General features: G+C 70.1%; 13 protein-coding genes. 11 read left to right on the forward strand and 2 right to left on the reverse strand.

The genetic code is table 11. The features are described 5' to 3' along the window. Window position 1 precedes the first annotated feature (1 nt). The 10 genes from J2853_RS04660 to J2853_RS04705 all read left to right on the forward strand — a co-directional run bounded on the left by J2853_RS04660 (window position 2) and on the right by J2853_RS04705 (window position 11,846). Complete coding sequence (locus J2853_RS04660) at window positions 2-838, forward strand: class I SAM-dependent methyltransferase (protein WP_307555311.1); 837 nt, start codon at window positions 2-4, stop codon at window positions 836-838. Further along, window positions 835-1,032 carry an MbtH family protein gene (locus tag J2853_RS04665; protein ID WP_307555313.1) on the forward strand — a complete coding sequence of 66 codons (198 nt, stop codon included), beginning with the start codon at window positions 835-837 and terminating at the stop codon, window positions 1,030-1,032. Before J2853_RS04660 ends, J2853_RS04665 begins: the two co-directional genes overlap by 4 nt. 11 nt (window positions 1,033-1,043) lie before the next feature. Next, the gene (locus tag J2853_RS04670) at window positions 1,044-2,528 is read left to right on the forward strand and encodes an alpha/beta hydrolase (protein ID WP_307555315.1); all 1,485 of its coding nucleotides are present in this window, start codon (window positions 1,044-1,046) and stop codon (window positions 2,526-2,528) included. A 16-nt stretch (window positions 2,529-2,544) separates the two neighbouring features. After that, on the forward strand, window positions 2,545-2,967 hold the full coding sequence (panD, locus tag J2853_RS04675) for an aspartate 1-decarboxylase (protein WP_307555317.1): 423 nt from the start codon (window positions 2,545-2,547) through the stop codon (window positions 2,965-2,967). Window positions 2,968-3,049: 82 nt separating this feature from the next. Then, window positions 3,050-3,496 (forward strand): hypothetical protein, encoded by a 447-nt coding sequence (locus J2853_RS04680; RefSeq protein ID WP_307555319.1) that lies wholly within the window; start codon window positions 3,050-3,052, stop codon window positions 3,494-3,496. Between the two features lie 87 nt (window positions 3,497-3,583). Next, the gene (locus J2853_RS04685; protein WP_442480512.1) at window positions 3,584-5,002 is read left to right on the forward strand and encodes an acyl-CoA carboxylase subunit beta; all 1,419 of its coding nucleotides are present in this window, start codon (window positions 3,584-3,586) and stop codon (window positions 5,000-5,002) included. 13 nt (window positions 5,003-5,015) lie between these two features. Further along, complete coding sequence (locus J2853_RS04690; RefSeq protein ID WP_307555321.1) at window positions 5,016-5,768, forward strand: thioesterase II family protein; 753 nt, start codon at window positions 5,016-5,018, stop codon at window positions 5,766-5,768. Window positions 5,769-5,801: 33 nt separating this feature from the next. Then, complete coding sequence (gene metK, locus J2853_RS04695) at window positions 5,802-6,983, forward strand: methionine adenosyltransferase (protein ID WP_307555324.1); 1,182 nt, start codon at window positions 5,802-5,804, stop codon at window positions 6,981-6,983. 92 nt (window positions 6,984-7,075) lie between these two features. Next, complete coding sequence (metH, locus tag J2853_RS04700; RefSeq protein WP_307568599.1) at window positions 7,076-10,540, forward strand: methionine synthase; 3,465 nt, start codon at window positions 7,076-7,078, stop codon at window positions 10,538-10,540. A 22-nt stretch (window positions 10,541-10,562) separates the two neighbouring features. Further along, window positions 10,563-11,846, forward strand: coding sequence for a homoserine dehydrogenase (locus J2853_RS04705; protein WP_307555325.1), 1,284 nt, complete (start codon window positions 10,563-10,565; stop codon window positions 11,844-11,846). A gap of 123 nt (window positions 11,847-11,969) precedes the next feature. Here the strand turns inward: J2853_RS04705 and J2853_RS04710 are convergent, their stop codons facing one another. Beyond that, window positions 11,970-12,227 (reverse strand): DUF5988 family protein, encoded by a 258-nt coding sequence (locus tag J2853_RS04710; protein WP_307555326.1) that lies wholly within the window; start codon window positions 12,225-12,227, stop codon window positions 11,970-11,972. 265 nt (window positions 12,228-12,492) lie between these two features. Beyond that, a complete protein-coding gene (locus J2853_RS04715; protein WP_307555328.1) occupies window positions 12,493-13,035 on the reverse strand; it encodes an RNA 2'-phosphotransferase in 543 nt (180 codons plus the stop codon). Window positions 13,036-13,592: 557 nt separating this feature from the next. Between J2853_RS04715 and J2853_RS04720 the strand changes: the two genes are divergently transcribed. Continuing rightward, entirely contained in the window at window positions 13,593-14,111 is a 519-nt protein-coding gene (locus tag J2853_RS04720) for a GtrA family protein (RefSeq protein WP_307555329.1), read from the forward strand. Window positions 14,112-14,125 lie beyond the last annotated feature (14 nt).

Consider the following 14,125-nt stretch of genomic DNA (forward strand, 5'->3'; position numbering starts at 1 on the left):
CATGACTACCACTCGCGAGTCGTCGTACTACGGAGCCGGGGAGCACCCCCATCCCGAGAACGAGCTCAACCGGCTCAGGATCCAGGCGACGGCCTCCTGGCCGAAGGAGGCCCGCGTCATGCGGGAATGGGGGCTGCGCCCCGACGCCGACGTCCTGGAGATCGGCTCCGGCCCCGGCTTCATCACCGAGCTGCTCCTCCAGGAGGTCCCGCAGGGCTCCCTCACCTCCCTGGAACTGGAGGAGCACCAGATCGCCGAGGCCAAGGCGTACCTCGGTGACTACGACGAGAACCGGCTGCGGTTCGTCCAGGGCTCCGTCCTGGAGCAGCCGCTGCCGGACGGAAGCTTCGACGTCGCCCACGCCCGCTTCCTCCTCCAGCACGTGCCCGAGCCCGTCGCGGCGCTGCGCGAGATGCACCGCGTGCTGCGTCCCGGCGGCCAGGTCGTCATCGCCGATGTGGACGACCACCTCTGGGGCACCGTGCACCCCGCGCCGCGGCTCCCGGTCATCGACCAGGTCATCCAGATGCGCATCGACCTGCAGGCCCAGCGCGGCGGCGACCGCCTGATCGGCCGCAAGATCCCGCAGATGCTGCTGGCCGCCGGCTTCGAGCGGATCAGGGTCGAGGCCGTCGCGGTGTCCAGCGACGAGATCGGCATGGCCATGCTGGACCCGCAGCTCAACATCCGCTCCCGCTACGCCATGATGGTCGCCCTCAACCCCGCCGCCGAGGACGCCGTCCGCGAGCTCGCCGACGCGGTGGACGAGTTCCTCGCCTCGCCGCTCTCCTCCGCCATGCTCCTGGTCTTCATGTACTCGGGGGAGAAGCCGCGATGACCGGATCGGAGACCTGGGCCGTCGTGGTCAACCACGAGGAGCAGTACTCCCTGTGGCCCGCCGACAGGCAGCCTCCGAACGGCTGGCTGACCACCGGCTTCACCGGCGAGCGGGACGACTGCCTCGCCCACATCACGACCGTTTGGACTGATCTGCGCCCGCTGAGCCTGCGGCGCCGCGCCACCGTGAGCTAAGGAGAGGACCCATGGGAACTTCGCTGGACTGGCAGCCCAAAGAGGGCGCGGAGGAATTTGAGGTGGCCACCGCCAAGGTGCCGCTCGACCACCGCGAGCCCGGTGGCGAACTGATCGACATCGCGGTGATCCGGCACCCGGCCACCGACCCCGCCCGCAGGATCGGCTCGCTGTTCTTCGTGCCCGGCGGACCGGCGTTCCCGGGCGTCACCCTGCTGCCCGCGCACTACCGGTTCCTGCCCGCGGAGGTGCGCGAGCGGTTCGACATCGTCAGCTTCGACCCGCGTGGCGCCGGCGAGAGCAGCCCCGTCCAGGGCTTCACCTCCATGGAGGACATGGGCGCGTTCTTCGGCGACCTGCCGCTGCCCTTCCCGGTGACGGAGCAGGAGGGGCAGATCTGGGTCGACAAGTTCACCGCCTTCGCCAAGCTTGTCAGCGAGGGCAACCGGAAACTGCTGCCGCACATCTCCACCGCCGACATCGCCCGCGACATGGACGTGCTGCGCGAGGCCGTCGGCGACGCCACCCTCAACTACTTCGGCGTCTCCTTCGGTTCCCTGCTCGGCACCACGTACGCCAACCTGTTCCCCGGCAAGGTCCGGGCGATCGCGCTGGACGGCGCGATCGACCCGGTCAACTGGTTCACCGACGACGACGACCCCACCCTGAACGCCACGCTGCGTCTCGGCTTCGACGTGTCCGCGGCCCGCGGGGTGGACCACTTCCTCACCCTCGGCGGCGAGGCCGGGCCCGGCGCCTGCGCGTTCGCCGCCGGCGACGGCGAGGCCACCCGCGCCAAGTTCCAGACCCTGCTGGAGCGGCTGCGCACCCGGCCGGTCACGCTCAACACCCCCGAGGGCCCCCAGACCGTGACCTATCCCATGGTCATCGCCAACATGTGGGTCGCCCTCTACCAGATCGGCTACTGGAGCTCCCAGGCCGAGATCCTCCAGGAGCTCTGGCTCGCCACCGAGAGGCCCGAGGAGGACGGCCCGCTCGAGACCAAGCTCGACGTGGCGAACCGGCCGGGCGGCACCGAACTGCCGCCGCTGTTCGCCGCCCCGCCGGAGTGGTCGCTGGCGCTGCTCGGCGGCGACACCCCCAACCCGTCCGATCCGCAGAGCTGGTTCGCCCAGGGCAAGGTCGCCGAGGAGCGGGCCGGCGGCATGGGCACCGTGGTCAACTGGGGGTCGGTCGCCTGCGCGTCGTGGACCACCAGCCAGAACCGGTACATCGGCCCCTGGGACCGCCCGACCGCCGCGCCCATCCTGCTGATCGGCACCGTCGGAGACCCCGGCACCGCCTACGAGGGCACCGAGAAGCTCCTGGGCCTGCTCGCCGACGCGCACCTGCTCACCGTCGACGGCGAGGGCCACACCGCGTTCTACAACCCCAACCCCCATGTCGCCCGCGCGCTGACCGACTACTTCGTCGCCGGCGTCCTGCCGGAGCCGGGCGCGACCGTCCCGGCGGCGCAGCACCCCTTCCCGTCGTGAACACCTGTGAGGGACCATGTTTCGCACCCTGATGAAGTCCAAGATCCACCGGGCCACCGTCACCCAGGCCGACCTGCACTACGTCGGATCCGTCACGATCAGCCATGACCTGATGCTCGCCGCCGGCCTGATCGAGGGCGAGAAGGTCGACATCGTCGACATCGACAACGGCAACCGCCTGTCCACCTACGTGATCGAGGGTCCGGCCGACTCCGGGGTGATCGGCATCAACGGCGCCGCCGCCCGCCTCATCCAGGAGGGCGACCTGGTGATCATCATCGCCTACGCCGCCGTCGCCGAGCAGGACCTGTCCTCGCTGAAGCCCAAGGTCGTCTTCGTCGACAGGGACAACAAGATCATGCAGATCGGCACCGATCCCGCGGAGGTGCCGGACGGCACCGGCCTCGTCCGCGGGGACCTGGTGGCCTCGGCCGACTGACCCGATGCCCCAGCCCGCTGTGGATCATCGTGGGACAATCGAGCGCACGAACCCCCCCGTCGTAGATCCAGAGGAGATCGCCGTGTCGTCTGACAAATCGGTGGAAGTGTTCCGCTCCACCAAGGCAGGCCTGATCAAGCGAGTCGAGATCCGCATCGTCGGTGGCAACATCAGGATCAACGCCGTCAAGACCACGACGGTGACCGTCAAGGCGCTCGGCGACACGGCGACACTGGGCGCGGAGGCCTCCGTCAAGGGCGACGTCCTGCACATCGGCTCGTCGTCCGCACTGCGTTACTTCCGCCAGAAGGGCCGCATCGACCTGGTCCTCGACGTGCCGGAGGAGACGGCGATCTTCATCAAGGTCTTCGGCGCCGACGTCGTCATCAACGGCGGCACCGGCCCGCTCGAAGTGCGCGGGTTCGCCGGCGCGATCGAAGGCACGACCTACTCCAAGGACGTCAAAGTCCGCTTCACCGTCGGCGGCAACGACCTCGTCCAGGCGGCCGGAGGTGGCGGTCGCCCCTGATCCAGGTCGACCTCCTCCTTGCGGCCGCCGTACAACGACCTTCCATCCGTGGTCGTCTTCGGACCACGCGTCTCAAGGGGAGCCCCCATGACCATGGTGATCGCCGCGTCCGAACGCGTTTCGCGGGAACCCGACTTCCGCGAACCCGCGGTACGGCTCGCACAACTGCTCGACCCCGGCCCGTACGAGCCGCTGCACGACCCCGACGACAGCGGCGTCGTCGCGGTCCGCGGCCGGATCCACGGCGCCGAGGTGATCGCCTACTGCACCGACGCCACCCTGATGGGCGGCGCGATCGGCGGCGCCGGCGCCAAGCACATCGTCGACGCCGTCGACACCGCGCTGCTGGACGGGTGCCCGGTCATCGGGCTGTGGCACTCGGGCGGCGCCAAACTCGCCGAGGGCGTCGAGTCCATGCACGGCGTCGGTGAGATGTTCGCGGCGATGACCCGCGCCTCCGGCCGGGTGCCGCAGATCTCCGTCGTCCTGGGACCGGCCGCGGGCGCCGCCGCGTACGGCCCCGCGCTGACCGACCTGGTGATCATGGTCAAGGGCGGCAGGGTGTTCGTCACCGGGCCCGAGGTCGTGCGCAGCGTCACCGGCGAGGAGATCGACATGGAGAGCCTCGGCGGGGTCGAGGCGCACAGCCGCAAGTCCGGCGTCGTCCACATGACCGTCGACACCGAGGCCCAGGCGTACGAGAAGGCGCGCGGGCTGGTCGAGCTGTTCGGCCGGCAGGGCGTCTTCGACCCCGGCGCGGTGCGGGACGAGCGGAACCTGCGCGACCTGCTGCCCGCCGAACCGCGCCGCGCCTATGAGGTACGGCCGCTGATCAGGGAGATCCTGGACGGCGACTTCGAGGAGATCCAGCCCAAGTGGGCGGCCAACATCGTGGTCGGCCTCGGACGCTTCGCCGGGCGGACGGTCGGGGTGGTCGCGAACAACCCGATCCGCAAGGGCGGCTGCCTCGACTCCCTGTCGGCGGAGAAGGCGTCCAGGTTCGTCCGGATGTGCGATGCCTTCGGCATCCCGCTGCTGGTCATCGTGGACGTACCCGGCTACCTGCCCGGCGTCGGGCAGGAATGGTCGGGCGTGGTCCGGCGCGGGGCCAAGCTGCTGCACGCCTTCGCCGAGGCGGTCGTCCCCAAGGTCACCCTGGTCACCCGCAAGTCCTACGGCGGCGCCTACATCGCGATGAACTCGCGCTCCCTCGGCGCGACCGCGGTGTTCGCCTGGCCGGAGGCGGAGGTCGCGGTGATGGGCGCGGAGGCGGCGGTCGGGATCCTGCACCGCAAGAAGCTCGCCGCCGCGCCGGAGCACGAGCGGGAGGCACTGAAGACCCGCCTGGTCCAGGAGCACGAGGCGCTGTCCGGCGGCGTGACCCGGGCGCTGGCGCTCCAGGTGGTGGACGAGGTGATCGACCCGGCCGGCACGAAGAGCAGGCTGGCCGCGGCGTTCGCGGCGGTCCCGGGCCGGCGCGGCGACCACAACAACATCCCGCTGTGAAAGGCGACCCCCGATGACCCAGGCAACGATCGACACCCTCCGCTGGATCCGGCGCTTCCACGCGGCGCCCGGCAGCCCCATCCGGCTGGTCTGCCTCCCGCACGCGGGCGGCTCGGCCACCTACTACCTGCCCGTCGCGCAGGCGCTGTCGCCCGCGGTCGACGTGCTGGCGATCCAGTACCCGGGCCGCCAGGACCGGCGCGCCGAACCGGGCGTGGAGAACATCCAGGACCTGGCCGCACAGATCTACGAGCAGCTCCGGCCGTGGGCCGACCGCCCGATCGCGCTGTTCGGGCACAGCATGGGCGCCACCCTGGCCTTCGAGGTGGCCCGCCTGATGGAAGGCGACGGCATCGACCCCGCGCACCTGTTCCTGTCCGGCAGGCGGGCCCCGTCCCACAACCGCGAGGAGCGGGTGCACCTGCGCGACGACGCCGGGCTGGTGGCCGAGCTGCGCCGCCTGGACGGCACCCAGTCCCAGGTGCTGGAGGACGAGGAGCTCCTGCGCATGGTGCTGGACGCGATCCGCACCGACTACAAGGCCGTGGAGACCTACGCCTACCGCCCCGGCCCGCCGCTGGCGGCGCCGGTGACCGTACTGGTGGGCGACGACGACCCGACCACCACCCTGGAGGAGGCGCAGGGCTGGCGCGACTTCACCCGCGGCGCCTTCGAGCTGAAGGTCTTCACCGGCGGCCACTTCTATTTGAACGCGCACCAGGCCGAGATCCTCAGAGTGATCACCTCCCGTCTCGCCTTCGCCTGAACCTCGACCGAACCTTCCGAAAGGAGTCGCTCCGTGTCCCGTCGCCTGTTCACCTCCGAGTCGGTCACCGAGGGCCATCCCGACAAGATCGCCGATCAGATCAGTGACGCGATCCTCGACGCCATGCTCAAGGGGGACGCCAGAAGCCGCGTCGCCGTCGAGACGATGATCACCACTGGCCAGGTCCACGTCGCCGGAGAGGTGACGACGGAGACCTACGTCGACATCCCCGGCGTGATCCGGGAGAAGATCCTGGAGATCGGCTACGACGCCTCCCACAAGGGCTTCGACGGCGCCTCGTGCGGTGTGTCGGTGTCCATCGGCGCGCAGTCGCCCGACATCGCCCAGGGCGTCGACGACGCCTACGAGAGCCGGGTCGACCAGGCCGGCGACGAGCTCGACCGTCAGGGCGCCGGCGACCAGGGCCTGATGTTCGGCTACGCCTGCCGCGAGACGCCCGAGCTGATGCCGCTGCCGATCACGCTGGCGCACAGGATGGCCTCCCGGCTGTCGCGGGTCCGCAAGGACGGCACCTTGCCGTACCTGCGCCCCGACGGCAAGACACAGGTCACCGTCGAGTACGACGGCGACCGTCCGGTCCGGCTCGACACGGTCGTGGTGTCCACGCAGCACGCTCCGGAGATCGACCTCGGGGAGATCCTGGCCCCCGACATCCGCGAGCACGTGGTGAAGCCGGTCCTGGCCGGTCTCGACCTCGACACCGAGGGCTACCGGCTGCTGGTCAACCCGACCGGGCGTTTTGAGATCGGCGGCCCGATGGGCGACGCCGGACTGACCGGCCGCAAGATCATCGTTGACACCTACGGCGGCATGGCCCGCCACGGCGGCGGCGCGTTCTCCGGCAAGGACCCGTCCAAGGTCGACCGCTCGGCCGCCTACGCCATGCGCTGGGTCGCCAAGAACATCGTGGCCGCGGGCCTGGCCGACCGCGCCGAGGTCCAGGTCGCCTACGCGATCGGCAAGGCGCAGCCGGTCGGCGTGTTCGTCGAGACCTTCGGCACCGAGAAGGCGGCGGTCGGCAGGATCCAGGACGCCGTGCTCAAGGTCTTCGACCTGCGCCCGGCCGCGATCATCCGGGATCTGGACCTGCTGCGCCCGATCTACTCCGAGACCGCCGCCTACGGCCACTTCGGCCGCGAGGGCTTCCCCTGGGAGGCCACCGACCGCGCCGACGCCCTCCGCCGCGCGGTCTGACCCGGCCGGCCCCCGGCCCGTTCCACCGATGGTGTGCCCCAGCGGGACAGCCCCGCCGACCGAGAGCCGGTGTCGTCATGAGTAACGTCGTCATGGGGAACAGAGCGTCCCTTCGTGCGGCTCTGTCCGAGCGCGTCCTGGTCGCCGACGGGGCGATGGGGACGATGCTGCAGGCGCAGGATCCGACGATGGAGGACTTCCAGGGCAACGAGGGTTGCAACGAGGTCCTGAACGTCAGCCGTCCCGACATCGTGCGCGCGGTGCACGACGCCTACCTGGAGGCGGGGGTGGACTGCGTGGAGACCAACACGTTCGGCGCCAACCTCTCGGCGTTGGGCGAGTACGACATCGGCGACCGGATCTTCGAGTACTCGGAGGCGGGCGCGCGGATCGCCCGGGAGGCCGCCGACCGGTGGTCGACGCCGGAGAGGCCGCGGTTCGTCCTGGGGTCCATGGGCCCCGGTACGAAGTTGCCCAGCCTGGGGCACCTGCCCTATGCGACGCTGCGCGACGCCTACCGCGACAACGCGGCCGGGCTGATCGCGGGCGGCGCGGACGCGATCATCGTCGAGACCTCGCAGGACCTGCTCCAGGTCAAGGCCGCGATCGTGGGCGCGCACAGGGCGAGGGAGGCCGCGGGGCGCGACATCGTGGTCGTCGCGCAGGTCACGATCGAGGCGAACGGCGCGATGCTGCTGGGCTCGGAGATCGGCGCCGCGCTCACCGCGATCGAACCGCTGGGCGTGGACGTCATCGGCCTGAACTGCGCCACCGGCCCCGCCGAGATGAGCGAGCACCTGCGGTATCTGGCCCGTCACGCCCGCGTTCCCCTGTCGTGCATGCCGAACGCGGGCCTGCCCGTCCTCGTCTCCGGCGGCGCGTACTACCCGTTGTCGCCCGCGGAACTGGCGGACGCGCACGAGACCTTCGCGCGCGACTACGGCCTGGCCCTGGTCGGCGGCTGCTGCGGGACCACGCCCGAGCATCTGCGCCAGGTCGTGGAGCGGGTCGGCGGCCGGCCCCCGGCGGAGCGGCGTCCCCGTCCGGAGGCGGGCGCCGCGTCGCTGTACCAGCATGTGCCGTTCCGGCAGGACACCTCCTACCTGGCCGTGGGCGAGCGCACCAACGCCAACGGCTCCAAGGCGTTCCGGGAGGCGATGCTCGCCCAGAACTGGGAGGAGTGCGTCGAGATCGCCCGGGTCCAGGCCAGGGACGGGGCGCACCTGCTCGACCTGTGCGTCGACTACGTGGGCCGTGACGGGGTGGCCGACATGAAGGAGGTGGCGTTCCGGTTCGCCACCGCCTCCACGCTGCCGATCATGCTCGACTCCACCGAGCCCGCCGTACTGGAGGCGGGGCTGGAGATGATCGGCGGCCGGGCGGTCGTCAACTCGGTCAACTACGAGGACGGCGCCGGTCCCGGCTCCCGCTTCCAGAAGATCATGCGGCTGGTGCGGGAGCACGGCGCCGCCGTGGTGGCGTTGACGATCGACGAGGAGGGCCAGGCCCGCACCGCCGACGGGAAGATCCGCATCGCTTCGCGGCTGATCGAGGACCTGACCGGCGACTGGGGGATGCGGGTCCAGGACATCATCGTCGACTGTCTCACCTTCCCGATCGCCACCGGCCAGGAGGAGACCCGCCGCGACGGCATCGAGACGATCGAGGCCATCCGCGAGCTCAAACGCCGCTACCCGGCCGTGCAGACCACGCTGGGGTTGTCCAACATCTCCTTCGGGCTGAACCCGGCCGCGCGGATGGTGCTGAACTCGGTCTTCCTGAACGAGTGCGTCGACGCCGGCCTGGACTCGGCGATCGCGCACGCGTCGAAGATCCTGCCGATGGCGCGGATCCCCGAGGAGCAGCGCCAGGTCGCCCTGGACATGATCTACGACCGGCGACGCGAGGGCTACGACCCGCTGCAGCGGTTCATGGAGCTGTACGACGGCGTGGACGCCGCCGCGATGAAGGCGGGCAAGGCCGCCGAGCTCCTCCGCCTGCCGCTGTGGGAGCGCCTGTCCCGGCGGATCGTGGACGGGGAGAAGAAGGGCCTGGAAGCGGACCTGGACGCGGGGCTGGAGCAGCGGCCCGCCCTGGAGATCGTCAACGACGTGCTGCTGGACGGCATGAAGACCGTGGGGGAGCTGTTCGGCTCCGGGCAGATGCAGCTGCCGTTCGTGCTGCAGTCGGCCGAGGTCATGAAGACCGCCGTCGCCTACCTCGAACCGCACATGGAGAAGGCCGAGGGAGGCGGCAAGGGCCGCATCGTGCTGGCCACCGTCAAGGGCGACGTGCACGACATCGGCAAGAACCTGGTCGACATCATCCTGTCCAACAACGGCTACGAGGTCGTCAACCTCGGCATCAAGCAGCCGGTGTCGGCGATCCTGGAGGCGGCCGAGAACAAGAACGCCGACGTGATCGGCATGTCCGGGCTGCTGGTGAAGTCCACGGTGATCATGAAGGAGAACCTGGAGGAGATGAACTCCAGGAAGATCGCCGCCAGATACCCGGTCCTGCTGGGCGGCGCCGCCCTCACCAGGGCGTACGTGGAAGGGGACCTGGCCGACCTGTTCGAGGGCGAGGTCCGCTACGCCCGCGACGCGTTCGAGGGCCTGCGCCTGATGGACGCGTTCATGAAGGTCAAACGCGGCGAGGAGGGAGCGGAACTCCCCGCGCTGCGCGAGCGCCGGGTCAAGGTCGGCGCCACGCTGGCCAGGACCCCGGAGGAGGAGCTGCCCTCCCGCTCCGACGTCGCCGCCGACAACCCCGTCCCGAAGGCCCCGTTCCTCGGAGACCGTGTCGTCAAGGGCGTCGCCCTGAACGAGTACGCCTCCTTCCTGGACGAGCGGGCCACCTTCATGGGCCAGTGGGGCCTGAAGGCCGCACGCGGAGGCGACGGGCCCTCCTACGAGGAGCTGGTGGAGACCGAGGGCCGGCCCCGGCTGCGGATGTGGCTGGAACGCGCGCAGACCGAGGGCCTGCTGGAGGCGGCCGTGGTCTACGGCTACTTCCCGTGCGTCAGCGACGGCGACTCGCTGATCATCCTCAACGAGGCGGGCAACGAACGCACCCGGTTCACCTTCCCGCGCCAGCGCCGCGACCGGCACCTGTGCCTGTCGGATTTCTTCCGCTCCAAGGACTCCGGCGAGGTCGACGTGGTGTCGTTCCAGATCGCGACCATGGGCCGCAGGATCAGCGAGGCCACCGCCGAGCTGTTCGCCGGCGACGCCTACCGCGACTACCTGGAACTGCACGGGCTGTCGGTCCAGCTCACCGAGGCCCTGGCCGAGTACTGGCACGCGCGCGTCCGCGGCGAGCTGGGCATCGGCGGCGAGGAATCGCTCCAGGACATGCTCAAGGTCAACGTCACCGGCTGCCGCTACTCCTTCGGCTACCCCGCCTGCCCCAACCTGGAGGACCAGGCCCAGCTGTTCGAACTGCTCGACCCGGGCCGGATCGGCGTGGAGCTGTCGGAGGAGTTCCAGCTCCATCCCGAACAGGCCACCTCCGCACTGGTCGTCCACCATCCCGAGGCCACGTACTTCAACGTCTGACGAAGGGCTGAAGATGAAACCGATGAAGGTCGCGTTACTCGGCTGCGGGGTGGTCGGATCGCAGGTCGCCAGGCTGCTGCGCGAGCAGGCCGACGACATCGCCGCGCGCGTCGGCGCCCCCTTCGAACTGGCGGGCGTCGCGGTCAGGAGGATCGACCGGCCCCGTGACCCCGCCCTGGACCCCGCCCTGCTGACCACCGACGCCGGAGCCCTCGTCACCGACCCGGACGTGGACGTCGTCATCGAGGTGATCGGCGGCGTCGAACCCGCCAAGAAGCTCATCCTGGAGGCGATGGCCAAGGGCAAGTCCGTCGTCACCGCGAACAAGGCACTGCTCGCCCAGGACGGCGCCGCCCTGCACCGGGCCGCCCGCAGGAACGGGGTGGACCTCTACTACGAGGCGAGCGTCGCCGGCGCGATCCCGCTGCTGCGTCCGCTGCGTGAATCCCTCGCCGGAGACCGCGTCACCCGGGTCATCGGCATCGTCAACGGCACCACGAACTACATCCTCGACCGGATGGACTCCACCGGCGCCTCGTTCGACGACGCGCTTCAGGAGGCGCAGGCGCTCGGCTACGCCGAGGCGGACCCGACCGCCGACGTCGAGGGCTTCGACGCCGCGGCCAAGGCGGCCATCCTGGCCGGGCTGGCCTTCCACAGCCGGGTGACCTCCGCCGACGTCCACCGCGAGGGCATCACCAGGATCACCGCGGCCGACATCGCCAACGCCCGCGCGATGGGATACGTGATCAAGCTGCTGGCCATCTGCGCTCGCGATGACGGGCACGGCGTGGGCGTCCGCGTGCACCCGGCGATGATCCCGCGGACCCACCCGCTGGCCGGGGTGCGCGAGGCGTACAACGCCGTCTTCGTGGAGGCGCGGTCCGCGGGGAGGCTGATGTTCTACGGCGCCGGCGCGGGCGGCGCCCCCACCGCCAGCGCGGTGCTCGGCGACCTGGTGGCCGTCGCGCGCAACCGGCTCGCCGGGGTGTCCGGGCCGTCCGAGTCCGTCTACGCCGCGCTGCCCGTCCACCCGATGGGGGAGACCATGACCCGGTCCTACATCGCGCTGGAAGTGCTCGACAAGTCGGGCGTCCTGGCCCGCGTCGCCGAGGTGTTCGCCGAACACGACGTCTCCATCCAGACCGTACGCCAGGAGGGCCGGGGCGACGACGCGCAACTCATCGTGGTCACCCACCGGTCCAGTGACGCCGCGCTCGCCGCCACCGTCCGCCGGCTACGCCGCCTCGACGCGGTCCGCGCCGTCGGCACCGTGATGCGGGTGGAAGGTGAGGACACGGCTTGACCCGCGATCCTCAGGGCTCTCCGGGTCGCCCGCGAGCCCTGACCGAGCACACCCCAGGACCCGCCTCGCAGCATCTGGAGGCGGGTCCCGGCATGACGTCCGCGGTGAGGGCGGGGCGGTCGCCTACTCGGCGATCCTGGTGCGCATCGTCCAGTGGAACACCCACGCGCTGGAGACGCCGCTCCTGACCCGCTCGAAGTGCTCGTAACCGGCGCCGTACGGCACCTTGATCTTGCCGGCGACCGCGGCGGCGTGCTCGACTCTGAGCTGCCGCGGGACATACGCCGGTCCTCCCTCCAATACGACGTCGACGGGTCCTTCATCTGGCGAGGCGGACTCTTCCGCGGTGGGCGGGGCGGCGAGAGCGATGGTCTTCCTCATGCCGGACACTCCTTTGCCTGAGCCTCGGTTCGGCTGCCGGAAAGAGCGTCTGAGCAGCGCTCTCTCCAGATTTCATGCTTGCCTACCGGGCAGAAGAGGCACATCCCCCTAGGTACCCCTAGCACCATTCCGGTGACGCCTTGAGATCGCGAGGGGGATCCGCGCAGGTAGCGGCCTCGCCGTTTCGGATCCCACCGCCGGGAATCCCCGATCGGCCCGGTGGTACGGGGACCGTTCACCGGTCCTTCCCCACGGAGATCGTCGATCAGCCCGGGAAGCGGATGAACGCGGGCGGGACCTGCTCGGCCAGCCAGACGCCGTTGGCGCTGAGATGGAAGGCGTGCCCGTCCCGGTGCATCGCCCCGGCGTCCACCGCCAGGACGACCGGCACGCCACGGCGGGCGCCGACCCGGGTCGCGGTCTCCCGGTCCGGCGACAGGTGGACGTGGTTGCGGGTCATCGGCCGGAGCCCCTCCACCCGGATCGCGGCCAGGCTGCGGGCCACGGTCCCGTGGAAGAGGAACTGCGGCGGCTGAAGGACCGGCAGCTCCAGATCCACGGGCACCGAGTGGCCCTGGCTGGCCCGGATCCTCCCGTCCTCCACCAGGTAGCGCTGCTTGTCATTGACCGCCACGACGCGTTCCAGCTCGGCAGAAGAGATCGGGAATCCGTGCTCGGCCGCCGCGGCGAGCAGTGTCTCCACCTCCACCCAGCCGTGGGCGTCAAGCGTGATCCCGATCCGCTCCGGCCTGTGGCGCAGGTGCTTGGCCAGGTATTTGGAGATTTTCACTACGCGCCGCTCGTCCACCTCTCCCGCCTTTCTTCCCGGCCGGCATCGGGAGGGTCCCTGGCCGGAGGCTCGTCGCCGCTTCCAGCCGTCTCCCGCGCATGCCATCCTCGCCGAGGTGACGAAGATATGAGGCCGACCAGCCGGTTCACAAGACCGAACCGGCATCCCGGCTGCCGGCCGGCGGACTCGTTACGCGGAAAGGAACCGTGGGTTTTCCGACGAACCTTCTCCGCACGTCTGCTACGGCATCAGTGGTGGGGCGCAATGGAACGAATGTATGGTGGCCGCCTGATCGGTGTTGAGCATCCGCTTTCGGCGGGGAGTCATCCCAACGTCGTGTCCGGGCTGGAGTTCGCCGGGTGGCTCATCCGGTCACCGAGACGGTCCGGCTCCTGACGGGCGCTCCACCGCGACGTATTCGACTGTGGTGTGAGTGAGGATCGATACCAGATGTCGACCGGTGCGGCTCCGGCCGCCCGAGCCGGAAAGGCCGTGTCAGTGAGTCTTGAGACCAGGGTGTCCGGCCGGTGAGAAGCTCGGGATGCGTCGAAAGAGCAAAAGCAGTACTCGCAAGATTGCCAGGACCGCTGCCCGCCCTTGCGCTGAAGCATCGTGAGCTGCTGAAGTTCGCGGCGGTGGGCGGAGCAGCGTTCCTGGTGGACAACGCGGTGTTCTACGGGCTGAAGCTAACTGTTCTGGAACCGAAGCCGGTGACCGCGAAGGTCATCGCGGTGCTCGTGGCGACGATCGTGTCCTATGTGCTGAACCGTGAATGGTCGTTCCGGACCAGGGGCGGTCGCGAGCGCCATCACGAGGCGGCGCTGTTCTTCCTGGTAAGTGGCGTTGGTCTGGTGCTCAGCTCCGTGCCGCTATGGATCTCCCGGTACGTGTTCCTGCTGGAGACCCCGGACGTGAGCCTGGTCACCCAGGAGATCGCCGACTTCATGAGCGCGCAGGTCATCGGCACGCTGATCGCCATGGTCTTTCGTTTCTGGGCGTTCCGGAAGTGGGTCTTCCCCGACGAGGAGGCCCACCCCGGCCGCGTACGGCTGGCTCCGGCTCCCAAGCCCAGGCCCAAGGACGAGGCGGCCTGATCCAACCCTCCACT

The sequence above is a fragment of the Streptosporangium lutulentum genome (genome assembly GCF_030811455.1).
Classification (GTDB): domain Bacteria; phylum Actinomycetota; class Actinomycetes; order Streptosporangiales; family Streptosporangiaceae; genus Streptosporangium; species Streptosporangium lutulentum.